The organism is Staphylococcus sp. HMSC62D11 (assembly GCF_001839145.1).
GTDB lineage: Bacteria > Bacillota > Bacilli > Staphylococcales > Staphylococcaceae > Staphylococcus > Staphylococcus lugdunensis.
This window is the reverse complement of the sequence record NZ_KV840197.1, coordinates 1-23341: the sequence shown is the minus strand read 5'-3', so window position 1 is coordinate 23341 and position 23341 is coordinate 1. Positions and strand designations below refer to the sequence as shown.

Genomic DNA, 23341 nt, shown 5'->3' with positions numbered 1-23341 from the left:
TCACTAATTTGTAATCTTTTATTTAGAATAAGCAACCAAACTTATGCTAAAATTTTAAATAAATGATACGAAAAGGAGCGATTATTAATGAGTGAAGCAGCAGAAACTTTAGATGGTTGGTATAGTTTACATTTATTTTATGCGATAGATTGGACAACATTTAGACTCGTACCTGAAGATGACCGTCATGCTATGGTGCAAGAACTACAACAATTTCTTGCCGATAAAGCAAATGCTAGAGCCTCTCATACAGGTGATCAAGCACTCTATAATATTACAGGTCAGAAAGCAGATCTTTTATTATGGGTGTTGCGTCCAGAAATGAAAGAATTAAATATAATCGAAAATGAATTAAATAAATGTCGAATTTCAGATTTTCTAATTCCAACATACTCTTATGTATCTGTCATTGAGTTAGGTAATTACCTTGCTGGTAAATCTGATGAAGACCCATATGAAAATCCACATATTAAAGCACGCTTATATCCAGAATTACCACATTCTGAATATATCTGCTTCTACCCAATGGATAAACGACGAAATGAAACATATAATTGGTATATGTTACCGATGGAAGATAGAAAAGAGCTCATGTACAACCACGGTAAAATCGGTCGTAAATATGCTGGTAAAATCAAACAATTTATTACTGGTTCAGTTGGCTTTGATGATTTTGAATGGGGCGTTACATTGTTCTCTGATGATGTACTACAGTTTAAAAAAATCGTCTATGAAATGCGTTTTGATGAAACTACAGCGCGCTATGGTGAATTTGGCAGCTTCTACATTGGTCATATTCTAGAACTTGATCAATTAGATTCATTTTTCGCTATTTAACAAAAACATTTAAGACATGAACTGTTAATATTTTATTCCAATTGTATTATTGACAATTGAGTCCCAAAACCCTTAACAAATTCAAAAACTGTTGATGCGGCAGGTTAATAGCTCGAGCTATTCCGATATTCGTCACTTCAGTTTAGTTAAGGGTTCTTTTTAATGCACAATAAATTTTTCATCATAAAGTATGGGGAGCAGGACAGACTTCATTATGAATTCGTAGTTCCGCCCGGCAAAGCTGAATAGGATTGGAAAAAGCTTGGTATAAGCGCATTTTCAATCCAGTCAACTACTGCCAATATTTAGTTCATAGCCTAGAACATAATGATGGCCCATACTGTTTATTTAAAACTTGCTAATGTTTAAAAACACTTTAAATACTTCTCAAATGAAAAGTTTCGTTACATCTTGTGTACCTAGCACAGAAAATGGCAATCTGATATTTTCTCTTAAATCCCCCAAAAATCATCGATCTGAACTTTCCCGTGCTTATCAACAGGGATATTCCTTCCATCTTTATTGAGTTATACTTATCTTGTCGAAAATCTGTAACTTTAAATCATTTTCATTATTTTTATATGTAACTGTGATATATGAAAAAGTACAATATGTAGTATCGTTATTATATAATTCATCCATAGATTTCACCTCAGTTTAGGAGTTGATTCAATGTCAAAAAAACACATTTTTATGATTCTTGGCATAATCTTGAGTTTATGCATAATTAGTGGAGGCGTCTATCTCAAAATGAAACATGACGAACGTGAAAAACAAAAGGAAATATACTACAAAGAACAACAAGAACGTATTACCCTTTTCCTCAAATACAACACAAAAGAAGCTAATACCATCAAATCTGTTCATTTCACAAGTTTAAAACAAGGACCAATGGGAGACGCTGTTATTAAAGGTTATATCAATAACAATAAAAAAGACGACTTCGTTGCTTATAGCTCTCCTGAAGATAATTTTCAATTTCAAGGTGATATGATAGAAAGTAAAAAAGTATCAAATTTAATTAAATATCAAACAAAAACACCTGATGAAATCAAAAAAGAACTAAATAATAATAAAAAAGATCACTGAATTCAGTGATCTTTTCAAGTTAATTTGCGCTTTAAGAATGTATCAAATATCTATGTTTGAATGTTTTATTTTCAGTAAATTGTCAATCTAATTCATAAATCTGATTGTTTTGAAATGGATTAACAGCGTTTTTCGTTTCAGCTTTTATGTCATCGAGTTCATCATTTATCGCTGATTGGAAACCTTGTTTTAAATCAGCGTTATTAATCCATTTAATATTATGTTTAGTGATACTCATAAACCATATTTCAGTTTGTTGCGCTCGTTCTCTTGATTCCTTTGAAATTTTCATCAGAAAATCTTGCAGACTCTACTGCATGTCAACTACACTGAAGTTCTTTTGTAGCTTTAGCGAATTTGTCCCAATATGTATTTTTAAAAAACAGGGCTTTAAACCCTGTTCTTACTTAGTATCTCTTGGGAGAACTTTAATTACTACTACTCTATTCGTTAACTACACAAAATATACTGTCGCTACCCAGTATATTTTCCCTGTTAACACTTTTATTTTAACCCTTTTTAATAAAAATAAACATATTTCGTTAAGTTATCGCAATAATACTGATAAAAAAGTAATAAAAATACAATTTTTGTTACTAAAGTTTAACCTTTCATCATTATAATATCGCTACATGATTTAAATTATTGTGTAGCCATTTCGATACGCATCTACTATAATTAATGTAACATTCTACTTGATATGGTGATGAAATGAACAAAAAACAATATATAGATACAGAGCGAGAAACTCTAATTAAAGATGTGATAATGTTAGCAGGTCGTATCTTATTAGAATCAGGCGCAGAAGGTACACGTGTTGAAGATACAATGACGCGTATTGCTAAATCATTAGGCTATTCAGACAGCAATAGTTTCGTCACAAATACTGTCATTCAATTTACTTTACACGATGAAACATATCCCCGTTTATTTAGAATCAACGCCCGTGATACTAATTTAATTAAAATATCACAAGCTAATGAAATTTCACGAATGATTTCAAGTAATAAAATTGATTTAGAAGATGCCAAACATAGACTCGAACACATTTATATTGCTGAACGCGATAGTAGCTTAAGTTTTAAAGGAATAGCAGCTGCAATCATTGCGCTAAGTTTCTTATATCTTCAAGGTGGTACGCTCATCGATACCTTAACAGCCATTTTAGCTGGTAGTCTCGGTTATTTAGTCGTTGAGATCTTAGATAGAAAGCTTCACGCACAATTTATTCCTGAGTTTGTTGGTTCTCTAGTCATTGGAATGATTGCTGTGACTGGGCATCATTTTATTCCCAATGGTGATCTTGCCACCATTATTATTGCTGCTGTAATGCCTATAGTTCCTGGAGTATTAATTACGAATGCAATACAAGATTTATTTGGTGGTCACATGCTGATGTTTACGACCAAGTCATTAGAGGCGCTCGTTACTTCATTTGGTATCGGGGCAGGCGTAGGTTCAATCTTAATTATGGTATAGGAGAAATGTCTTATGTTTTGGTTACTAAACTTTATATTTAGTTATACCGCATCATTATTCTTTTGCGTCATTTTTGATGCGCCTAGAAAATTATATCTGACATGTGGGCTTGTAGGTGCATGTGGTTGGATGGTCTACGTTATATTTTTCAACGGCTTAGGCCTCCACACGATCTACTCTAGTTTCTTTGGCAGTTTAGCTTTAGGCCTTATCAGTCATTTTATGGCGCGAAAACAGAAAGAACCTGCAATTATATTTATGGTTACTGGAATCATACCACTCGTCCCTGGTGGTCTTGCTTTTGATGCCACTAAAAGCCTTGTCTTATTGGAGTTTGGAAAAGCTATCAATACAATGTTAGAAGTAACACTTATCGCAGGTGCCATCGCTTTAGGCTTATTATTTGCAGACCAAGTTTCTAAAATTAGTGTGTCCGGTTTCGTTAAAAGATATAAGCGTCTATAGTGTTTCAAACGTTTGAACACTACAATTTAAAATAAAGACACACAGTGCATAGATTGACGCTGCGTGTCTTTTTGTATTCTTAAAATTTATATATTCATTGATAGTCATTATTCATTTTTATCTTCGTTCATCATGTCATTCACTTCATCTTCAGAGTGATTTAATATCAAACGACTTAGCTCATCATTGTTCATCGCTTTTATTTTTGGATAGCGAATAACAAAGAATACTAAACCAATAATTAACCAGCCAGCTAAAGCAACATATGAAGGTAACGATAACGATGCCGGAGACCCTGGTATTAATAATAAGTATAAGAATATAAATGAGATAATGGATCCAATAATACCAAAACTCTTAAATACTGGGCCGTATGTTTCACTCTCTTTATTAAAACTAAATAATTTAGCAGCAGATAAACAAGTAATAAAGTATGCAATCGATACACCCGTGGATGACATATTAACGATCCACGTCAAAGCTGTACGCCCCAACCATGGTGCAATTAAAGTAACTGCAACTAAGAAGACAATTGCCACATAAGGCGTTTTATATTTGGAATGTAATTTACTAAACATCGTAGGCATAATTCCAGAACGCCCCATTGAAAAGAGCAGTCGACTAGCACTCATCAAGAAGCCATTTAATCCAGTAAAAATCCCCATAATAATAGCAATCGCTAGGACAAACAATCCAATATAGCTAAAGGTCGATTGTGTCACCGCACCAGTCAACCATAAATTGCCATTCACACTTTTTGCTGACGTGCTTAACCAACCTGTATACAAAATCATTAAGACATAAGTAAATGCTGCAGCTAATAAGCTATAAACAATTAGCTTAAATGTCTTATTGGGTGAAAAGTTAAACTCTTCTGCCGTTTGTGGAATATTATCAAAACCAACGTAAGCCCATGGAGCAACCGCAACAATCATAATAATAGATGTAAACCAACCACGTTTAGGATTTGCTAATGGTTGCAAATGACCGAAATCAAAGGTACTACCAAAAAATGAGCCTACAAACATTAACAATACGACAAGCACCATAGCAACACAAAAATAATATTGTAGTGACCCAGAGACACTTGCACCACGAATCGAAATAAGCATAAACACGATAAGTAATACGCTTGCTATAATAATTTCAGTTATGTAAACATCCCAACCAGCTATAGTATATAACTTTCCAGTGTTTAAAACATTGGGCAGTAAAAATTTAATTAATAAACTAAAAGCCGTTGCATTTAACGCCACGACACAAACATATCCAAATGTTAGAAACCATGATGAAAAGAAACTAACATATCTACCAAAGCTTAAATAGCTAAATGCAAATGCACCACCAGAAACGGGAAAGCGCTCAACTAATGCACCATAACTGACAGCGATTAAAATCATCAACAATGCGCCTATAAAAATACCTAAAGATGCGGCTACAGGTCCTGATTGCATAATCCAATCACCTGGTAAAATAAATGCTCCCCATCCTATACATGAACCATAAGCAATGGCCCATACGAATTTCTCAGATAGATTTTGCTTTAAATCGCCTCTATCAACTTTATTTTGTTTTTCAGTCATAAAAAAACTCACCTCAAGGTAACTGTATACCCCAAAAGTGAGTTCTCTAACATATTTATATGACCATTACTTTTATACTGGCAGTTTAAACGCTGCGATAACTAGCATTAACCAACCCGCAATAAATAAGACACCACCAATAGGCGTAATTGCACCTAAAATACGAATCTCTGTTAATGCTAAAATATAAAGCGAACCACTAAAGAAGACGATACCCAAAAACATTAACCAACCTGCCCAATTAACATTCATGGATGTAGTTCCACTAATTATGCCAATTAGAATTAATCCTAACCCATGATACATTTGATATGTTGTTGCTTTTTCCCATACAGAGATATATTTTTCATTGAGTTTATCTTCAAGCACATGGGCACCAAAAGCACCTGTACCAACTGACATCATAGTACATAAAGCACCTAAGATAATAAATACTTTCATCATTATTTGTTCTCTCCTTACGCTTAAAAATCAAAAATAGAATCGCCGTTACCAATTTCATCATCTGTGACCATAGTATTTGAAGAAGCGACGTTCGTGTTGTGTGATGATTTCATGGAATTTGGTACTTTACCGCCCATAGCTTCTATTTCAGCAGCTGTTACCTTTGCTGCTTGCTTATGTCCTGTCTGTTGCACTGCTGATTTTGTATTTGACTTCACCGTGGTTGAAAAAGTTGGTCCCATAATATCATCCTGGGATGTTTCTTGACTTGCTCGATGGCCTGATGTTGTGGTTGTATATAAAGACGTTAGCGTATGAATCGCATATATGTGCTTCTCAAATTGTTGCTCATTACTTGCTTCATCCGCCTGAACTAATTCTTGTTCAATTAACTGGATGATTTTCTCTCTATCCATGAGTATTCTCCCCACTTTCACACCAATGTACTGGTGCTATTCCTTTTGACTCTAAATAAGCATTGGCTCTGGAATAAGGTTTTGAGCCAAAAAAGCCACGATAAGCCGATAACGGACTGGGATGTGACGATTTAATAATATAGTGCTTTTGCGTATCAATCAATTTCATTTTTTGTTGCGCTGGTTTGCCCCATAATATAAAAACCACATTTTGCCTATATCGTGATACAGCCTGAATAATTTCATCCGTGAATATTTCCCAACCTATATCTTTATGCGAATGTGCCTGGCCTTGGCGCACAGTCAACACCGTATTTAATAGTAGAACACCTTCACGTGCCCAATCCTGTAAATGCGGCGATGTCCTATGACAGCCAATATCATCTTCTAATTCTTGGTACATATTTTTTAAAGATGGTGGGAATTTCGCTTTAGGTTGTACCGAAAAAGCTAAACCATGCGCTTGATTTGGTCCGTGATAAGGATCTTGACCTAAAATCACAACTTTTATATTTTCAAAAGGCGTTAAACTAAAAGCTTGATAGATGTTTTTTCTATCTGGGTATACAATTTGCGTCGTATATTCTTTTTCTAAAAAATCATGCATCGCAGAAAAATCATGTCTAGATGTTATATCATGAAAAATTTGTGCCCACTCCATTATCTTCACCTCAAGCAATAGTTTAACATATACCTCTTAAAAGGTTCACTATCTATATAATGTAAACTTATAATACATAAAAGTTTACAAATTATATCTATTTCATTATGCTATGAATAAATAACAACACTGGAAATAAAGGAGAAATAACGATGTGTACTGGCTTTTCTTTTTATACAAAACAAAATCATCATTATTTAGCACGTACCATGGATTTTGCCTTTGAATTTAATGGCATACCTACTGTAGTGCCAAGAGATTTCAAATATGATTTTGATTTAGAAGATGCTTTGCAATTAACGTATGGTTTTGTAGGTACTAATCTTAAAGTGGGACGATATCGTTTTGGTGATGGTATCAATGAACAAGGACTTGCTATCTCCAATCATTATTTCACCGGCGAAGCCTCTTATTGTAAACATAAACGCTATGGATATTTTAATTTAGCACCTGAAGAATTTATTGTTTGGGTATTAGGCTTCGTAAAAAACATTGCGGATTTAAAGCAAAAGGCAGCACATATCAATATATTAAATGAAAAAAATACGACATTAAATATTGTGCCCCCATTACAATTTATGATCACAGATAAAACAGGTCATACTGCTACAGTTGAACCACGTAATGGTAGGGTCATTATCAAAGATAATCATGTAAACGTCCTTACCAATGCACCAAGCGTAGAATGGCATATAGAAAACTTACGCAATTACGCGTTTCTGTCACCAACGAAAACTGCTTATCCTATTGTAGGAAAGATACTTACTCGTCCTATGGGCATCGAAGCAGGTACAAATGGTTTGCCTGGAGGCTATACTTCGACCGAGCGTTTTGTTAGAGCAAGCTATCTTCGACAACAGTTACACAGTGCCACTGACGAAAGACAAAATCTTAACAACTGCTTTAAGCTGCTGGATAGTGTAAGTATTCCAAAAGGTGCTGTATTAGATGGTGGCATACCTCACTATACTCAGTATCAACTAGTCATGGACAGTGAAACATTAACGTTTTACATCAAGCCATATTCAACGAATCAAATTTTTTCGCTTACATTAACTGAAGAAATACTGACACAAAAAGAGATGGTGTTTTTCCCATTGAAACAAGAAATTCAATTTACACCGCTAAAAAACACTAAAGACTAGCAACCTATGTAAGTGTCCCTGCTATTTCTTAAACGTTAAAACATGATATGATAAAAACGTATTAGAAAATAATTGGGAGTGAACTTAAATGGCTTTAAAAAAAGTTTTAACAATTGCCGGTTCTGACACCAGTGCTGGCGCAGGAATGCAAGCAGACCTAAAAACATTCCAAGAATTAGACACTTATGGCATGGTGGCATTGACTGCTGTCGTTACCATGGACAAAGATACGTGGTCTCACGATGTGACACCATTACCAATGGAGTTACTCGAAAAACAACTTGAAACTGCAATTTCAATTGGTCCAGACGCCATTAAAACAGGTATGTTGGGTACACAAGAAATTATTCAACGTGCTGGCGAGGCCTTTGAACAATCGGGTGCAAAATACTTCGTAGTAGACCCAGTGATGGTTTGTAAAGGCGAAGATGAAGTACTTAACCCGGGAAATACTGATGCGATGATTAAATATTTATTACCTAAAGCAACCGTAGTGACACCTAATTTATTTGAAGCAGGACAACTTTCAGGTTTAGGTAAATTAACTTCAATCGCAGACATGAAACAAGCAGCTAAAATCATTCATGATCAAGGTGCACAACATGTCATCATTAAAGGTGGTAAAGCACTAGATCAAGATAAATCTTATGATTTATACTTTGATGGCGCAAATTACTATCAATTAACAACAGATATGTTCCAACAAAGTTACAATCATGGTGCTGGTTGTACATTTGCAGCAGCAACAACAGCTTATTTAGCTAATGGCAAATCACCAAAAGAAGCTGTTATTGCCGCTAAAGGTTTTGTGGCATCTGCAATTAAAAATGGCTGGAAAATGAATGCGTTTGTTGGACCGGTTGATCATGGTGCATTTAATCGTGTTGAACATATCGACGTAGAAGTAACAGAAGTATAGTTTTTTAACATGAAGCTTTTAATTATTCTCTTGGCTTTAACAAAAGCAAACGGGAATAGTTAAAAGCTTTTTTATATAGTATTAAAATATCAACTTGTTCATTTTAGCCCCTATAAGTTACAGTAACTATTTCTACTTCGTCTATTTTACTTTCTAATATTTTAGTAATATAAACGATCAAAATCATCGACGAATAGGAAAAACTATATCACATTTATTATTTTATGTTTAAACTAACTGTTTTTTGCGTAAAGTAAGAATGCATTTAATTATTGAGTTTTAAAGGAGTTTTATGATGAATAAAGTAAAAGAACCTATTACAATTATTGGTGGCGGTATCGGTGGTTTAACACTTGCCCGTGTGTTATATGTGAATGGCATACCTTCAAAAATCTATGAGGCAGATGCATCGCCGAATGCTCGTACACAAGGTGGTCAATTAGATATTCATGAATATAATGGTCAGGTTGCTTTAGAAAAGGCTAATTTAATGGATGAATTTCATTCGATTATTCATGAAGGTGCCGATGCAGCAAAAATTGTAGATACCAATGGAGAATTACTTCTAGAGGTGCCTGCTGATGAAGAAAATGGACGTCCTGAAGTATTACGTGGTGACTTACGCCAAATTTTAATTCACTCACTTCCAGAAGAAACAATTGAATGGAATAAAAAAGTAGATCATATAGAAGAAATTCAACACGGAGAATATAAAGTCGTATTTAGAGATGAAAGCTTTATAAACACTACAAAATTAATTGGCGCAGATGGTGCATGGTCAAAAGTACGCAAATTATTAACAGATATTACACCGAATTATGTAGGTACAACCTTTATTGAAACTTATTTACACGATGTTGATAACAAACATCCTAAAACAGCTGAAATTGTTGGTGAAGGAGCGATGTATGCCCTTTCTCCTGGAAAAGGTTTTGTAGCTCATCGCGAAGCAAATAATATTATTCACACTTATATAGAAATGAACCGTGATTTAGATTGGATTAATCGCATAGATTTTTCTAATAAAACAGAAACGATCAAAACGATTTTAGCTGAATTTAAAGGCTGGGCACCAGAAATTACTGCATTGTTAACTGAGTCAGATTCAAATATCGTAGCTAGAAAAATCAATGCTTTACCTGACAAACATCGCTGGGAACCTAAGTCAGGCATCACTTTAATTGGTGACGCTGCACATTTAATGGCGCCATCTGGTGAAGGCGCTAACTTAGCTATGCTAGATGGTGCAGAATTAGCAGAAGGCATCGCTAAAAATTACAATCATTTCGACGAAGTAATCAAAGAATACGAAAGTCAAATGTTCCCTAGAAGTGAAGCAGAGCAACAAGAATCACACGAACTATTGGATATTTGTCTAGGCCAAGATAGTCCTGAACGTTTTGTCAAACTATTTAAAGGTGAAGCATAATCACTGATAGCATTGCGTATTCTAAGTATTTAGTCGTAGAAGATTATACGTAGTACGTCGTATTAAAAGTTGGTACTTGGGGCTCATGATTTTGAATTAAAAATTCAGTAAGATATGAAGTGTAGAGAGATAAAGGAGGAGCAAGTCAACATGATTATTCACAAGCAAAATATAGAAAACGGTGTCCCTATCTACGAAATCATTACGCGAACCTTCAAGACAATTACGGTAAAATTCGATGAAACGTTTAATAAAAACGAAATCTATAAATTGCTCTCTCTACTAGAAAATGACGTTGATAACATGAAATTAAGTTATTAACCTCATTGGCCTCCATGTTATTTCGTCATGGATCCACCCTTAAAAAGTACGATGTTACTGACCCCCTATCATGTAACAAACGTCAAATAGTATTCCTAAATTCACCTTATTAAAGTCAAACAAGCACTGAATTCATTCCAAAGTTGTCCCCTTTGGCGAATATCAGTGCTTGTTTGTTGTTATGCATGTAATTTATTAAACAATACATGATTTTCAAGATGCACATGTCGATATGTTGCTTTTTCAATTGCTTGGAGGCGTTGATAAACGAGGCGCCATGTATTACATGCTTCATTTGGAATTGTATAATCATTTGTTAGCTGATTCATTTTCTTCAGTATTTGACCAACCTCATCATGATCTGTCTTCAAATCTAGAATAATTTGTTCTATTTCTGCAACATCTTGCCCATTTGAAAAAGCAATCATTTTAGGAAAATCATGATCATCTTCTTGTGCCGTGTGTGCAGTCATGTTGTTTTTATATTGGGTATATAACGCTTTTAACTCAATGAGATAATCGTGTTGCGGCCCATGTACTTTAGCTACTTTTGTTATATATGGCGTTAGTTGTTTTAATTCTTCCTTTAGTGGTTCATGATACGCAGCTTGAATATACTGAATCAATGAGGCCACGCTTAAATATTTAGGATTTAAACCGCCACCTGGCTCACTTTGTCTTTCGAGTTGTTGAAGCTGTGATAACAACGCTTCTAACGATAATTTACTCTTTTGGCTTGCTTGTTCGATTGAAATAGCACCACCGCAACAAAAATCTATGCCTGCATGCTTAAAAACATCTGCTGCTTTTGGATAATCAGTCACTACTTCTGCAACAATTGTTTCTTTCGTTATCATATTAATCACCTTTATCATATAAGTTATCCATATTATAAAACGTGTTAGCACGATAACCTAGTCTGTTCATAAGATTGACAAAATGACGTCGCCTTTTATTCAAATTTAGCGACAAAAACAAATAACGTGCGTGCCAATTCATCATAAATTGACATGCACGTCTAATTGTCATACTAAAAGTCTTCTTTTTCTTTACGTTCTTGTACCCACCATAATGCCTCTTTAGGATGCTCTTCGAAGTATCTACGGTCTTCTTCACTATCGACATTAGGATAAGAACCTTTCAATGATTTTCCAGCCATACTGAAATGCAGTAATGAAATGACAACAAAACCAATGACGCTTATCGCAGTTAAATAATATGCAGGTGCTAAAATATTGTTTGTGTAGTTTACTAACCAAGCAGCTATAAGTGGTGTCGTACCACCAAATAATGACACTGATAAGTTAAAGGTTACAGACAATGTTCGATATCTAATATGCGTATAGAACATTGTTGGCAACGATCCAGGCATTGTCGCCTCATATGTTGATAAGAAGAATCCTAATACTAGTACACCAACAATAATCAGTGGTAATGAGCGAGTATTCAATAAGCTAAAAGCAACGATACTTAATAGTGTTAAACCACCCGTACCTATTAAGAACACTTTTTTCTCACCAATTTTATCTGCAATTCTACCGAACATAAGTGCTAATGGAATCATAATAGCCATCACACAAGTAATCAGCACACTTGTTGTTGTCGCATCCAATTTTACTATTTGTTCTAAGTAAGTCGGTAAATATGCAGTGACTGTATAATTTGTTACGTTAAAAAATACAACCGCTACAAAACAGACTAAAATATCCTTGTAATAGTAACGAATAATAGTTAAAAAACCAATATTATCTCGTTGTGGCGCCGTTTCAATATCATTTTCGAAAATAGGTGATTCTTCTAAGCGACGACGTAAATATAATCCAAATAAACCAAGGAATAAACCTAGAATAAACGGTATTCTCCAGCCCCATGATTGCATTTGTTCTGCCGTTAATAAATAACTTAAAATGGCAATCATAATTGAAGCTGCTATATAACCTGATAATGTCCCAATTTCCAAACCACAGCCTAAACGATTACGGCTTTTATCTGGAGAAGACTCTGCTACGTATGTCATTGCACCAGCATATTCTCCTCCTGTAGAGAACCCTTGCAACACTCTAGCAAGTAGTAATAGTATTGGTGCCCAAATTCCTATAGTATCGTAGTTGGGTAACAAACCAATCGTTAACGTTGAAAACGCCATTAAAATAATTGTCGTTGTTAATACGACTTTCCGACCATATTTATCTCCTATAACGCCAAAAACAATTCCCCCAATTGGTCGTAATAAGAAAGCAATCGCTAACGCAGCGAAAGTAAGAATTAGTCGAATTTGATCGTTTTCAACTGGAGAAAAGAAGTTTGCACCTATGTATGCAGTTGTGTAGGCATAAACCCCAAAATCAAACCATTCCATGGCATTACCAATTCCTGTTGCGATAACAGTTTTTTTGGCTTTTTGAGCGTTTACCATGTTAATATTTTCTTTTTCGAAATCCATGAATGATACACTCCCTTGTAATATGTTACATAATTATACGTTATTAATTTATAATGTCAAATCGATTAAAGAAAAATTAATTTTTAAAATTCAAGTTTATTCATTTTACAGAATTTTTAATTATATTTATATAAATTTTTAATGCTTTATCGTGTTATAGTAAATTGCGTTGAAATATTGCCCGCTACATTTTGACTTTAAATATTCACTATCGCATAGTTAAACATAGGGATGCCGGCATATTTCCACTCGTTTTAATAATGCTTATATCTCCATTAATATCAATGACTTAAGGATTTTGAAAAATGTTGTCAATCTAGCGAATACTCACTTTAAAGGCAATAAAAGTTGTCAAAAATTTATATTGTTTTTTCAACATAAATCCGGTGTTATATAAAATATAATATGTCATCTAACTATACCCGCTATATATTTATCCAATCATATGCAATATTTTGTATAATCTATATGTATTCACTTTTATTAATATTTATTTATTTCGATTAGAATGGCATTTTGTATCTATTTCGCTAAAAACCAACGTGGTTACTGCTCTTTTTACTAGTAACTCATTTATGTAAAATAAGACTTTTAAGCACATCATTTAATTAATAAAGCCCATCGAAATTTACTATTTCAACGGGCTAATGAATATATTATATATAAATTTTCATTCTAAATTAGCATGATTATTTTGCATTGTTTCTTCATCAATATTAAACGTATCCATGAGTCCAAGTACCACACTATCTAAAAACAGGAGTGCAGCTTGTTCAAATAAACTGCCTAAAGGTTGTTCTGAACCTTCTGCGTTATATTTAGTTCCAGCAGGTAATTCAATCCCCGTTTCTGCTAACTCCCCAATTGGAGAATCAGGATTTGTTGTTAATAATACGACTTTAGCACCTACTGTTTGGGCTTTTTCAGCTAACAAACGTAAATGCGCTGTTGAGCCTGAACCAGACAAGATTACAAATAAATCATGTTCTTTGATAGACGGCGTTGTTGATTCCCCTACGACGTACGCATCTTTACCTAATTGATTTAGACGCATCGCAAAGCTATTCGCAATAAAGCCCGAACGCCCTTTACCTGCAGTGAATATACTTTGCGCACCATTTACATCATTCGCAAAACGGTCGTATTGTTCATCTTGAACATGTGATAACGTACGCTCTAGCTCTTCAAGAATAAGACGGTAATTTGTAAATTGAGACATATTATTTACCTTCAATCGCATCACGACATTGTTTAGCCGCTTCTACAGGATCTTCAGCGTTAGCAATACCGCCACCTACAATAACTAAGTCCGGATTTTCAGCAACGATTTCTTTTATCGTATCTGGTTTAATACCACCAGCAACGGCGACTTTAGAATTTTTAATTACAGATTTAACTTTACGTAAGCTATCTAATGGCGATTGTCCCTCAGCTTGTAAGTCATAACCTGTGTGCACTGCAATATAGTCAGCACCCATATCATCTAATTCTTGCGCACGTTTTTCTAAATCTTGAACAGCAATCATATCTACTAATAGTTGTTTATCATGTTTATGCGCTTCTTCAACTGCTGCTTTAATTGAAGCATCTTCAGCAACACCTAAAATAGTTACAACGTCTGCGCCAAATTTAATCGCTTGGCTTACTTCATAATCTGCTGCATCCATTATTTTAAGATCTGCTAATACTTTTGCATTATTTATATTTTTATTTAAATGTTCAACGGCTGGTAACCCTTCATTGATAACAATAGGCGTACCTATTTCTACGATATCTACATATTCCTCAACTTTTTTAGCTAATTCTGCCGCTTCTTCTTTGTTTAATAAATCGATTGCTAATTGTAATTCCAATGCAAACATCCTTTCAACATTAATGTTATATAAATCATTATTTGTTTTTCTATTTCTAGTTAGCAGTTTACCCGTCTCATCTTTTTTTAAACGACTAGATTTTTCTCTAACAATTAACTTTTAACTGAAGTATTCGCATAGTCTATATGTATAATGACAACGTTATTGTTACTTTTTTAAATAAATTGAGCAGAGATATACAATTACGCTGTTCTTTTTAGTAAAATAGAATGATAAACATGTTGTATGGCACAAGGAGTGAATGTGTTGGAACCAATTAATGAAATAGAAGTACAAAAAAGACTCACATCATACGAAAATAAACCTGTTTATTTACACGTTGAAACAACAAATGGTGCGTATGCAAACCATTTCGACCAACGTGTTTTTAATGCGGGGACGTTTTTAAGAAATATACAAGTCACATATGAACACGCACAACTTAAAGGCGGAGGCAAAGATCCTTACCGCGTTGGTCTCAAACTTCGTGATGGTGGCTGGGTCTATGTACAAGGACTCACACACTTCGAAGTCAACAATAATAATGAATTTTTAATTGCTGGATTTAATTATGAAGGACAATTGGCTGCCACTATTGAAATCAGTGATAAGCCATTCACATTATAGAGGAGGTACAGTCATGAATGATGAAAGACATGTACTCGTTATATTTCCACATCCAGATGATGAAACCTTCTCATCTGCTGGGACGATAGCAAGTTATATTGGGGCAGGAGTACCTGTAACATATGCTTGCCTTACATTAGGACAAATGGGACGTAATTTAGGTAATCCACCATTTGCAACAAGAGAATCCTTACCAGATATTAGAGAGCAAGAACTTGACAACGTCGCAAATATTTTAGGAATTACAAATTTGAGAAAAATGGGTTTACGAGATAAAACAGTAGAATTTGAACCTCATGCGCAAATGGATGCAATGATACAAGGATTAATTGACGAAACACATCCTTCTGTCATTATTTCTTTTTATCCTAATTACTCAGTACATCCTGACCATGAAGCTACTGCAGACGCTGTGATTAGAACTGTAAAACGTATGCCCGCTGCACAGCGCCCTCGTTTACAATTAGTCGCATTTAGTAATGATGCAATCGAACATTTAGGAGAACCAGATATTTTAAATGATATTTCAAAATATAAAGAACTAAAATTAAAAGCATTTGAAGCTCATGCATCACAAACAGGTCCGTTTTTAAAACAATTAGCAAGTCCTGAAATTGATGGTGAAACGCAAAGTTTCTTAGAAGTAGAACCATTCTGGACTTATCATTTTAAAGCATAAGGGGAGTTTGAAATATGACTGAATTTGATTTATCAACACGAGAAGGTCGTTGGAAACACTTTGGCTCAGTTGATCCTGTCGAAGGTACAAAACCAACGACGAAACAAGACATGACAGACTTACAAAGCACACATAAAAATTTCCTTTTTGAAATTGAAGAAGTTGGTATAAAAAACCTTGTGTACCCTGTTCGTATTAATCAATATCAAACAGCCGGAACATTTAGTTTTTCGACTAGCTTAACACAAAATGAAAAAGGAATTAATATGAGTAGAATCTTAGAAAGCGTTGAAAAGCATTACAGTAATGGCCTAGAATTGGACTATAGCACATTGTATCAAGTATTACGGACACTACAAGAAAATATGAAACAAAATTCAGCTGGTGTCGATGTTAAAGGAAAATGGTTCTTTGATCGCTATAGTCCAGTAACAAACATTAAAGCAGTAGGTAATGCAGATGTCACATATGGCCTGGCAATTGAAGGCAATAATATTACCCGTAAAGAGCTTACGATAGAAGCAACAGTAACTACACTATGTCCATGTTCTAAAGAAATTAGTGAATACTCTGCACATAATCAGCGCGGAATTGTTACTGTTAAAGCATACTTAGATAAAGATGAACAAATTGTAGATGATTACAAGGAGAAAATCTTGGACGCCATGGAAGCGAATGCAAGTTCGATCCTATACCCTATTTTAAAACGTCCAGATGAAAAACGTGTGACTGAACGCGCATATGAAAATCCACGTTTTGTCGAAGATTTGATTCGCTTAATTGCTGCTGACCTCGTTGATTTTGAGTGGATAGATGGTTTTGATATTGAATGTCGTAACGAAGAGTCTATCCATCAGCACGATGCTTTTGCTCGCTTAAAATATCGTAAATCATAAAAATAAATCCTGATAATCATCGCATTGTTTGTCAGAATTGTTTCATTCATAAATAATGAGCCAAACAAGGTTGTTTACACAACTGTTGCTTGGCTCAGTTTTTTATTGTCTTAATATTTGTCTTTTGTTAATGACTAAGTGATATCATTGATTCAAGAGTAACACCGTGATTTAATTTAAGAAAAATCTTTTGACAATTGCTTCGGCAGCATGACCAGTTTCAAATCGACAAAATCGCTCATAAAACGCATCATACTTCTCACCATAATGTTCTCGAACAGTTTCTATTCGTTTGATTGCATCAATTAATTCATCATTAGTACGTACCAGTGGTCCTGGTGCAGTTTGTTCAAAATCAAAATAAAAACCTCTTAATTGATTTTTATAATAATCCAAATCATAGGTAAAGAATAACATCGGTTTTTTAGTGTTAGCAAAGTCAAACATAACCGAAGAATAATCGGTAATACAAATATCTGTGATTAAATATAAATCACTAATATCATCATATGCACTAGCATTAATTACGAATTCATCTAATGATGCGTCTAAATGTAATGCATTACTAATGATAATATGAGGTCGTAATATAAGAATGTACTCTTCCTCGAAATTTTCTTTCATTTTTTGTAAATCCATGTGTAATTTAATGATGTGTTTTTTAGCTTTATTAATATCATCGTCTCTAAATGTTGGTGCATATAAAATAACTTTACGCTGATCTTTAATGCCTAGTTTTTGTTTAATCATCTTTTTCTTTACTTCTAGTTGGGCTTCATTATTGCTGTGAAAAATATCATTTCTAGGATAGCCTATTTCTAATATTTCTTTCTTAAAGTTGAAAGCTGATTTAAAACATTTACTTGCGTATGGGCTAGGTGAAATAAGATAGTCCCAATTTTTAATGGCCTGATTTACTCGATCTTTATAACCCTCATCTCTACCTTCAAATGTATCAACATCGTTTAACATTTTTTTCAAAGGTGTTCCATGCCATGTTTGAATATAGATGGTGTCTTTTGGCTTAGCAAGATAGTATGGAAAATTTTGATTATTAATCCAATATTTTGCTCGAGAAAGATAATGGAAATATTCAGGTGATAATCTTTCCACAGTTGTCACATGTGGATCATTGAAAGGATAATCCTGATTTGTCACCCACACGATATCATAATGATGATGATACTGCTTTAATGTATCATAAATTACTTTCGGACTATCTCCAACCGTTTTTCCGACATTACTTTCAAACACAATTAAGTCTTTTTTAGTTGGTAATACTTTTGATACTACAGAATTATACTTATCCATTGTTTTGAAATAGTATTTATTTTTTCTAAACCGTTTAAATAGATGCTGTGAAACAATATCATATTTAACTTTATTTTTCAAAGTATACTGTGCTTTAAAATAGCTGATTGCTTTATAAATTCTACAGCTATTATGCTGATCACGATACTTTATAAATTGATTCGCCCTTGCTTTAATCTCATCTTCAACCTCAAAATTATGATTAACATAATGACTAAGTTTTTGTTCTAATGATGCTAGTGAATTAACTATCACACCAGGTAATTCCTGCTCAATATCAATATGCGAACCATCTTTACCTAGAAATCTTTCTTTATCAAATTGATAATATATCACAGGTTTATACAAGAAACTAAAATCAAAAGCGACACTTGAATAATCCGTAATCATTAATTTACTTTCTTTAATCAATTGTTGAACATCTACGTCACCCTGTCTAATGCATGTGACATACGGAGGCACATCAAATAAATCAATAAATGGTTGCATGTTAGGATGCAAACAGAAAATAACTTCTATACCTTGGTCAACAACCTCTTTGATTTTAGAACTATAGAGTAATGCATTGATTCTACTCAAATAATCCGACTCAATAAGTTGTTCACTATTGATTAACCAGTCACGCCATGTAGGAATAATAAGCAGCTGATTCTTCACCTGATTATCAGGATTAAATAACTCATCAAATCTGGCTAAACCTGTCACAACAACTTGATTATTATCAAACTTCAAATCTCTGACAACAATTTCTTTTTCACGTTCCGAGCTTGTTACAAAGAGGTCGACATTAAAATCTTTTAATTGATTTCCATTAATTTGTGATAAATTTTTTGTTCCTAAAACGCCGTGTTGCAAAAACACCTTTATTGCTTTGATTTTTCGTGTGTATATTTGACTGTTTGTTGGATATAGTAGCTCTGGATGATGTGTCGAACAAATATAGTCTGCTTGAAGCATAATATCAAAATGTTCTGGTGTCTTATAAAATATGACATTACCTAAAGGCAGCACATGTTCGGCTTCCTTTGAGCTTTCTTCAATAACATAGTACACAGGTCGTTCCGGATAATGTGTACGCATATATTTAAAGAAATGATACCCATTATCCTGCGCTTTATATGATTTTTCACCAATCACCCAAATCTTTTCTTGTTCTTTTTTAAGTATATGGTGTATGTTGGTTTTTTTAATATTGTTTATATATTGTAAATAACTCTCGATACTATAACGGTTAATTCTGAATGAAAGATTGCGCCCTTTCATTGTGAAATATGGTGTAATTGAAATGATTTCATTATTGTATTCCGTTATGATTTCACCTTTTAAAAAACGCTCGGCTAAAATGCGTGGATTTCCTAATTTATATTTAATCGGCTCTAATACTTCTTGAACTTGTATTTCTAGAAAAATATCTATGATATCACCACTATCATATGGATACTGCATGAATTCTATCAGTTCATCATAAATATCTGCCGAAAAATCATATGTTGCTGCATTCTTGTTATTGCCATTTAATTGAGGTACAATGGCTATCCTTTTTTCTCTATCCGTAAATCTCGTTTTTATTAATAAATGTGTTGTAGTTAAATGTGAGTTTATAATCGCAAACTGTCCATCAATTTGTGCTTGACGATTATTCATTTTCAAGGAATCAATATGTCTGCGAGAAAAATATATTTTACTTGGCACATAGTCACTCATTGATAAATGTAAAAAGCCATTTTTAGTAATGTATGGATAAATGATACAATTATTTTCAACAACAGCACTTAAATTTTCCACTTCAAAATCTTCGTTGAAAACCTTTAAAGTTCTTTGTGTAGTTAAAATATCAGTAGATTCTTCCACAATAATATAGATTTTAGGATCATCTTGTGATTTAAAATGTTCAGCAACTTCTAACAAATTGATTTTAAAGTGATTACTGCCACTTGCATTATCATATTCAATAGAATCAAATTCATTTTTTACAAAAATTCGGTGAATCACTTTGTCCGGTCTATCAAATAATATATGTAAAACCGTGCCTTCTTGTGTTATTTTATGCAACTCATTTCCCTCCAATTACCTTATAGCTAAGCTCTAATAAGCTTTATAATATCAGTTATATTCTCATATGATTGTTAAAATATTGTAAATTTCAGAATTCTAATTACATTATATCAATTAACAAGTTATAATGTAACGAGAAACAAAATATTATAATTAATATATTGAGGACCGTTTTTATGAATAAACCATTTTTTTCTATAATAGTGACTACCTTTAATAATGATAAAACTATTGAAAAAACATTGAATTCTGTAATAAACCAAACGTTAAATAACGATTTATATGAAATAATAGTCATCGATGATAAATCGACTGATGATACTTTTAATAAACTACAGACATTTAATGCAAATAATCTTACAATTCATCAGTTAGAACTTAACAGTGGCGGCCCATCCGCACCGCGCAATCTAGGCATTCAATTAAGTCATGGCCACTATATTTACTTCCTCGATGGTGACGATTGGTTAGATTTAAATATTTTAGAAAAGATAGCCAACAAATATGTTATTTACGATACCGATCTGATTATTGCGAAAGTAATAAAATATAAAGATGGTAATACAACCGTTCATGCCAAATTTATGACGATTGATGAACATATAGATAAACCAGGCAGCGATATTCCCTATCTTTATTATTATATGGGACCCAGTGGCAAATTTATTAAAAGATCGTTGATTATTGAAAATAACATTCAATTTCCTCTGAACTTACATTTTGGTGAGGACAAATTATTCTTTATGACTGCCTTTGTGAATGCACATCATGTTACAACGACGCCTATCGTAGCTAACTATTTAAATCGTTCAACAGATAATGTTTCTATCGTTAAAAAATCAGATTTTTTAACAAAAAGAGAAAGTGATTACATCATATTTAAGTCTGCTTTAAACATCTCAGATAAAAAAATTAGAGATAAATTTTTATTACGCATTGTTGAATATGATTTATTCAATAATTGTAATTCAAAAGTGTTTATTAATTTAAATTTCACGCAAAAAATTAGCGTGTTTGATATTATTAAAAAAATATGCACACATCCATATATACGTGATTATATTATACCAAACGTTGCTCATAAATATGATGATGTAATAAATGCAATTTATCACGACGATGTTGATAAATTTAACGCCTTTTTTGCTTGGTACAATAGCGGTGCTAAACTTCTAACTAAGCCCAATCAACAACATTATTCGCTAATAAGCGTAGACGATTATCGTTTTGAAGTGAGAGACCCACTTGCAACAACTAAAAATTTACAACAAGTTCAAAAGTCTGTCTATTTACAATTAGCAATCCATAATTTATCTGAACTTTCAATTAGTGGCATTCAATTAGCAAGTCGATCAAATTTTATGCATTCTATATTTTTATCAGATTATTCAATCAACCACGACTTGTTAACAATTAAACTACCTGAAACAATTCTAAATGACCTTAGCAAAGGCATTTATAATGTATTCGTTATATATGATAACTATAAACCATTAAATATTAGATATGCTTACAACAAAAATATGACATTACCTTCAAATGATATCACTTTTTATCCGACAATTAATGGATTTCTTTCTATGAAAGTAAAATAAATTATCTAACAGGAGCTATTGCAATGAAAAATTTATTAATATTTACAAATATTTTACTTGCAGTATTGTTTTTCTTAAACCAAAAGAAATTAAAAGAAGACTATAAGATTAATATGACTAATATCGACTCTGAAGAAGATATATTAGAACGTATGGGATTACATAGAGATAGCGAAGGACGGTTGATTCCTATAGAAGAATTATATGAGTAGTCTACTATAAGTATAAAATTTTGTATTAAAAAAGGCCTAACGAGGAATAATTTGTCTCCTCGCTAGGCCAATTTAATGTCATTATATTAAACATTAAATACTAATATACTGACTATTATTTGTTGTCTTTACGACGTTTTCTAGATACAAACATAGCTGTAGCTAATGCTGCGAACAAGCCAGCGAATAATGTTGTATTTGTAGTTTCTTTTTGACCTGTATCAGGTAAAGATTTCTGTTCAGAAGCTTTAGCTGGTGCTTGATGTTTATTATCTAGAGTTGATTGGTTAGTAGCTGTTTTTGCATGATTTTGCGTATCAACAGTTACATGATTTCCATCGACTAAAGGTGTTGCGTCTTTAGCTGGTTGAACTGGTTCATTTGGTTGAACTGGTTGTACTGATTCAGATGGTTTATTTGGTCTAGTAGTTACAGAAACTGTTACATGATCTTTTGATCCATCTGGATATGTCACTGTTACTGGTACATATACAGTACCTGGTGTTTTACCGTTTGGCAATGTACTTGGATTATCTACAGTTACTTTTGGTGCTGGTTTATCACTTGGATAGTTTGGCACGGTTACTGCTTTGATTACATCATCCGCTGTTGTTGGTGTGCCAAAATCTTTTGTGATTGGTGTTACTTTTGGTTCATATTTTCCGCTATCTGGATCGCCTACTTTAACTGTGACATTTACATGATCTTTTGATCCGTCTGGATATGTTACTGTCACTGGTATTGTGTATGTGCCAGGTGTCTTACCGTTCGGTAATGTACTTGGATCATCTACACTTACTTTTGGTACTGGTTTATCACTTGGATAGTTTGGCACGGTTACCGCTTTGGTTACATCATCAGTTGTTGTTGGTGTGCCAAAGT

24 protein-coding genes are annotated in these 23341 nt (G+C 33.5%); 13 read left to right on the top strand and 11 right to left on the bottom strand.

Going from position 1 to position 23341, the window contains the following annotated elements; all coding sequences use genetic code 11:
* The first annotated feature begins 87 nt into the window (after positions 1–87).
* Together hemQ and HMPREF3267_RS08195 are read left to right on the top strand one after the other, a co-directional pair.
* On the top strand, positions 88–837 hold the full coding sequence (hemQ, locus tag HMPREF3267_RS08200) for a hydrogen peroxide-dependent heme synthase (RefSeq protein WP_002459884.1): 750 nt from the start codon (positions 88–90) through the stop codon (positions 835–837).
* A 672-nt stretch (positions 838–1509) separates the two neighbouring features.
* A complete protein-coding gene (locus HMPREF3267_RS08195) occupies positions 1510–1926 on the top strand; it encodes a DUF1433 domain-containing protein (protein WP_062078521.1) in 417 nt (138 codons plus the stop codon).
* A gap of 82 nt (positions 1927–2008) precedes the next feature.
* Here the strand turns inward: HMPREF3267_RS08195 and HMPREF3267_RS08190 are convergent, their stop codons facing one another.
* On the bottom strand, positions 2009–2218 hold the full coding sequence (locus HMPREF3267_RS08190; protein WP_002459888.1) for a hypothetical protein: 210 nt from the start codon (positions 2216–2218) through the stop codon (positions 2009–2011).
* 419 nt (positions 2219–2637) lie between these two features.
* On the opposite strand from HMPREF3267_RS08190, the gene HMPREF3267_RS08185 reads away from it, so the two are divergent.
* Together HMPREF3267_RS08185 and HMPREF3267_RS08180 are read left to right on the top strand one after the other, a co-directional pair.
* The gene (locus HMPREF3267_RS08185; protein ID WP_062078519.1) at positions 2638–3405 is read left to right on the top strand and encodes a threonine/serine exporter family protein; all 768 of its coding nucleotides are present in this window, start codon (positions 2638–2640) and stop codon (positions 3403–3405) included.
* Positions 3406–3417: 12 nt separating this feature from the next.
* Positions 3418–3870 carry a threonine/serine exporter family protein gene (locus HMPREF3267_RS08180; protein ID WP_002459891.1) on the top strand — a complete coding sequence of 151 codons (453 nt, stop codon included), beginning with the start codon at positions 3418–3420 and terminating at the stop codon, positions 3868–3870.
* Between the two features lie 107 nt (positions 3871–3977).
* Here HMPREF3267_RS08180 and HMPREF3267_RS08175 read toward each other — a convergent pair whose 3' ends face one another.
* The 4 genes from HMPREF3267_RS08175 to HMPREF3267_RS08160 all read right to left on the bottom strand — a co-directional run bounded on the left by HMPREF3267_RS08175 (position 3978) and on the right by HMPREF3267_RS08160 (position 6974).
* Positions 3978–5453, bottom strand: a complete 1476-nt coding sequence (locus tag HMPREF3267_RS08175) for an APC family permease (protein ID WP_002479434.1) — start codon at positions 5451–5453, stop codon at positions 3978–3980.
* A 72-nt stretch (positions 5454–5525) separates the two neighbouring features.
* Positions 5526–5894 carry a DUF423 domain-containing protein gene (locus HMPREF3267_RS08170; RefSeq protein WP_162285079.1) on the bottom strand — a complete coding sequence of 123 codons (369 nt, stop codon included), beginning with the start codon at positions 5892–5894 and terminating at the stop codon, positions 5526–5528.
* A gap of 23 nt (positions 5895–5917) precedes the next feature.
* Positions 5918–6313 (bottom strand): DUF5327 family protein, encoded by a 396-nt coding sequence (locus HMPREF3267_RS08165; protein WP_002479435.1) that lies wholly within the window; start codon positions 6311–6313, stop codon positions 5918–5920.
* Complete coding sequence (locus HMPREF3267_RS08160) at positions 6306–6974, bottom strand: uracil-DNA glycosylase (RefSeq protein ID WP_002479436.1); 669 nt, start codon at positions 6972–6974, stop codon at positions 6306–6308. Before HMPREF3267_RS08160 ends, HMPREF3267_RS08165 begins: the two co-directional genes overlap by 8 nt.
* A gap of 152 nt (positions 6975–7126) precedes the next feature.
* Here HMPREF3267_RS08160 and HMPREF3267_RS08155 point away from each other — a divergent pair, with 152 nt between their 5' ends.
* The 4 genes from HMPREF3267_RS08155 (at position 7127) to vraX (ending at position 10788) form a co-directional block, all read left to right on the top strand.
* The gene (locus HMPREF3267_RS08155; RefSeq protein ID WP_002479437.1) at positions 7127–8119 is read left to right on the top strand and encodes a choloylglycine hydrolase family protein; all 993 of its coding nucleotides are present in this window, start codon (positions 7127–7129) and stop codon (positions 8117–8119) included.
* A gap of 88 nt (positions 8120–8207) precedes the next feature.
* Positions 8208–9038, top strand: coding sequence for a bifunctional hydroxymethylpyrimidine kinase/phosphomethylpyrimidine kinase (gene thiD / locus HMPREF3267_RS08150; protein ID WP_002479438.1), 831 nt, complete (start codon positions 8208–8210; stop codon positions 9036–9038).
* A gap of 295 nt (positions 9039–9333) precedes the next feature.
* Positions 9334–10467 (top strand): FAD-dependent oxidoreductase, encoded by a 1134-nt coding sequence (locus tag HMPREF3267_RS08145; protein ID WP_062078517.1) that lies wholly within the window; start codon positions 9334–9336, stop codon positions 10465–10467.
* Positions 10468–10617: 150 nt separating this feature from the next.
* On the top strand, positions 10618–10788 hold the full coding sequence (gene vraX / locus HMPREF3267_RS12615) for a C1q-binding complement inhibitor VraX (RefSeq protein WP_002479440.1): 171 nt from the start codon (positions 10618–10620) through the stop codon (positions 10786–10788).
* 179 nt (positions 10789–10967) lie between these two features.
* Here the strand turns inward: vraX and scdA are convergent, their stop codons facing one another.
* The 4 genes from scdA to hxlA form a co-directional block, all read right to left on the bottom strand.
* On the bottom strand, positions 10968–11645 hold the full coding sequence (scdA, locus tag HMPREF3267_RS08140) for an iron-sulfur cluster repair di-iron protein ScdA (RefSeq protein ID WP_002479441.1): 678 nt from the start codon (positions 11643–11645) through the stop codon (positions 10968–10970).
* A gap of 173 nt (positions 11646–11818) precedes the next feature.
* Positions 11819–13231: an MFS transporter gene (locus HMPREF3267_RS08135; RefSeq protein ID WP_002459902.1), complete on the bottom strand. Its 1413-nt coding sequence runs from the start codon at positions 13229–13231 to the stop codon at positions 11819–11821.
* A gap of 670 nt (positions 13232–13901) precedes the next feature.
* Positions 13902–14450, bottom strand: coding sequence for a 6-phospho-3-hexuloisomerase (gene hxlB, locus HMPREF3267_RS08130; RefSeq protein ID WP_062078515.1), 549 nt, complete (start codon positions 14448–14450; stop codon positions 13902–13904).
* Between the two features lies 1 nt (position 14451).
* Entirely contained in the window at positions 14452–15084 is a 633-nt protein-coding gene (gene hxlA / locus HMPREF3267_RS08125; protein ID WP_002479443.1) for a 3-hexulose-6-phosphate synthase, read from the bottom strand.
* Positions 15085–15348: 264 nt separating this feature from the next.
* Here hxlA and HMPREF3267_RS08120 point away from each other — a divergent pair, with 264 nt between their 5' ends.
* The 3 genes from HMPREF3267_RS08120 to folE2 are packed head-to-tail and all read left to right on the top strand — an operon-like array spanning position 15349 to position 17286.
* The gene (locus HMPREF3267_RS08120; RefSeq protein WP_002479444.1) at positions 15349–15711 is read left to right on the top strand and encodes a YojF family protein; all 363 of its coding nucleotides are present in this window, start codon (positions 15349–15351) and stop codon (positions 15709–15711) included.
* Between the two features lie 13 nt (positions 15712–15724).
* Positions 15725–16390 carry a bacillithiol biosynthesis deacetylase BshB2 gene (gene bshB2 / locus HMPREF3267_RS08115; RefSeq protein ID WP_062078513.1) on the top strand — a complete coding sequence of 222 codons (666 nt, stop codon included), beginning with the start codon at positions 15725–15727 and terminating at the stop codon, positions 16388–16390.
* A 14-nt stretch (positions 16391–16404) separates the two neighbouring features.
* A complete protein-coding gene (gene folE2, locus HMPREF3267_RS08110; RefSeq protein WP_002459907.1) occupies positions 16405–17286 on the top strand; it encodes a GTP cyclohydrolase FolE2 in 882 nt (293 codons plus the stop codon).
* A 171-nt stretch (positions 17287–17457) separates the two neighbouring features.
* Here folE2 and HMPREF3267_RS08105 read toward each other — a convergent pair whose 3' ends face one another.
* Positions 17458–20649, bottom strand: coding sequence for a CDP-glycerol glycerophosphotransferase family protein (locus tag HMPREF3267_RS08105; protein WP_062078511.1), 3192 nt, complete (start codon positions 20647–20649; stop codon positions 17458–17460).
* Between the two features lie 179 nt (positions 20650–20828).
* Between HMPREF3267_RS08105 and HMPREF3267_RS08100 the strand changes: the two genes are divergently transcribed.
* The gene (locus tag HMPREF3267_RS08100) at positions 20829–22247 is read left to right on the top strand and encodes a glycosyltransferase family 2 protein (RefSeq protein WP_002479447.1); all 1419 of its coding nucleotides are present in this window, start codon (positions 20829–20831) and stop codon (positions 22245–22247) included.
* A gap of 23 nt (positions 22248–22270) precedes the next feature.
* On the top strand, positions 22271–22459 hold the full coding sequence (locus tag HMPREF3267_RS08095) for a hypothetical protein (RefSeq protein ID WP_002459911.1): 189 nt from the start codon (positions 22271–22273) through the stop codon (positions 22457–22459).
* Positions 22460–22574: 115 nt separating this feature from the next.
* Here the strand turns inward: HMPREF3267_RS08095 and HMPREF3267_RS08090 are convergent.
* Positions 22575–23341: Rib/alpha-like domain-containing protein (locus HMPREF3267_RS08090; RefSeq protein WP_141758225.1), on the bottom strand; the 767-nt coding region annotated here is incomplete at its 5' end.

Excerpts from the sequence above, each read along its gene's own strand:
- hemQ (WP_002459884.1), top strand. The coding sequence starts at position 88 with ATGAGTGAAGCAGCAGAAACTTTAGATGGTTGGTATAGTTTACATTTA.
- HMPREF3267_RS08195 (WP_062078521.1), top strand. The coding sequence starts at position 1,510 with ATGTCAAAAAAACACATTTTTATGATTCTTGGCATAATCTTGAGTTTA.
- HMPREF3267_RS08190 (WP_002459888.1), bottom strand. The coding sequence starts at position 2,218 with ATGAAAATTTCAAAGGAATCAAGAGAACGAGCGCAACAAACTGAAATA.
- HMPREF3267_RS08185 (WP_062078519.1), top strand. The coding sequence starts at position 2,638 with ATGAACAAAAAACAATATATAGATACAGAGCGAGAAACTCTAATTAAA.
- HMPREF3267_RS08180 (WP_002459891.1), top strand. The coding sequence starts at position 3,418 with ATGTTTTGGTTACTAAACTTTATATTTAGTTATACCGCATCATTATTC.
- HMPREF3267_RS08175 (WP_002479434.1), bottom strand. The coding sequence starts at position 5,453 with ATGACTGAAAAACAAAATAAAGTTGATAGAGGCGATTTAAAGCAAAAT.
- HMPREF3267_RS08170 (WP_162285079.1), bottom strand. The coding sequence starts at position 5,894 with ATGAAAGTATTTATTATCTTAGGTGCTTTATGTACTATGATGTCAGTT.
- HMPREF3267_RS08165 (WP_002479435.1), bottom strand. The coding sequence starts at position 6,313 with ATGGATAGAGAGAAAATCATCCAGTTAATTGAACAAGAATTAGTTCAG.
- HMPREF3267_RS08160 (WP_002479436.1), bottom strand. The coding sequence starts at position 6,974 with ATGGAGTGGGCACAAATTTTTCATGATATAACATCTAGACATGATTTT.
- HMPREF3267_RS08155 (WP_002479437.1), top strand. The coding sequence starts at position 7,127 with ATGTGTACTGGCTTTTCTTTTTATACAAAACAAAATCATCATTATTTA.
- thiD (WP_002479438.1), top strand. The coding sequence starts at position 8,208 with ATGGCTTTAAAAAAAGTTTTAACAATTGCCGGTTCTGACACCAGTGCT.
- HMPREF3267_RS08145 (WP_062078517.1), top strand. The coding sequence starts at position 9,334 with ATGAATAAAGTAAAAGAACCTATTACAATTATTGGTGGCGGTATCGGT.
- vraX (WP_002479440.1), top strand. The coding sequence starts at position 10,618 with ATGATTATTCACAAGCAAAATATAGAAAACGGTGTCCCTATCTACGAA.
- scdA (WP_002479441.1), bottom strand. The coding sequence starts at position 11,645 with ATGATAACGAAAGAAACAATTGTTGCAGAAGTAGTGACTGATTATCCA.
- HMPREF3267_RS08135 (WP_002459902.1), bottom strand. The coding sequence starts at position 13,231 with ATGGATTTCGAAAAAGAAAATATTAACATGGTAAACGCTCAAAAAGCC.
- hxlB (WP_062078515.1), bottom strand. The coding sequence starts at position 14,450 with ATGTCTCAATTTACAAATTACCGTCTTATTCTTGAAGAGCTAGAGCGT.
- bshB2 (WP_062078513.1), top strand. The coding sequence starts at position 15,725 with ATGAATGATGAAAGACATGTACTCGTTATATTTCCACATCCAGATGAT.
- folE2 (WP_002459907.1), top strand. The coding sequence starts at position 16,405 with ATGACTGAATTTGATTTATCAACACGAGAAGGTCGTTGGAAACACTTT.
- HMPREF3267_RS08100 (WP_002479447.1), top strand. The coding sequence starts at position 20,829 with ATGAATAAACCATTTTTTTCTATAATAGTGACTACCTTTAATAATGAT.
- HMPREF3267_RS08095 (WP_002459911.1), top strand. The coding sequence starts at position 22,271 with ATGAAAAATTTATTAATATTTACAAATATTTTACTTGCAGTATTGTTT.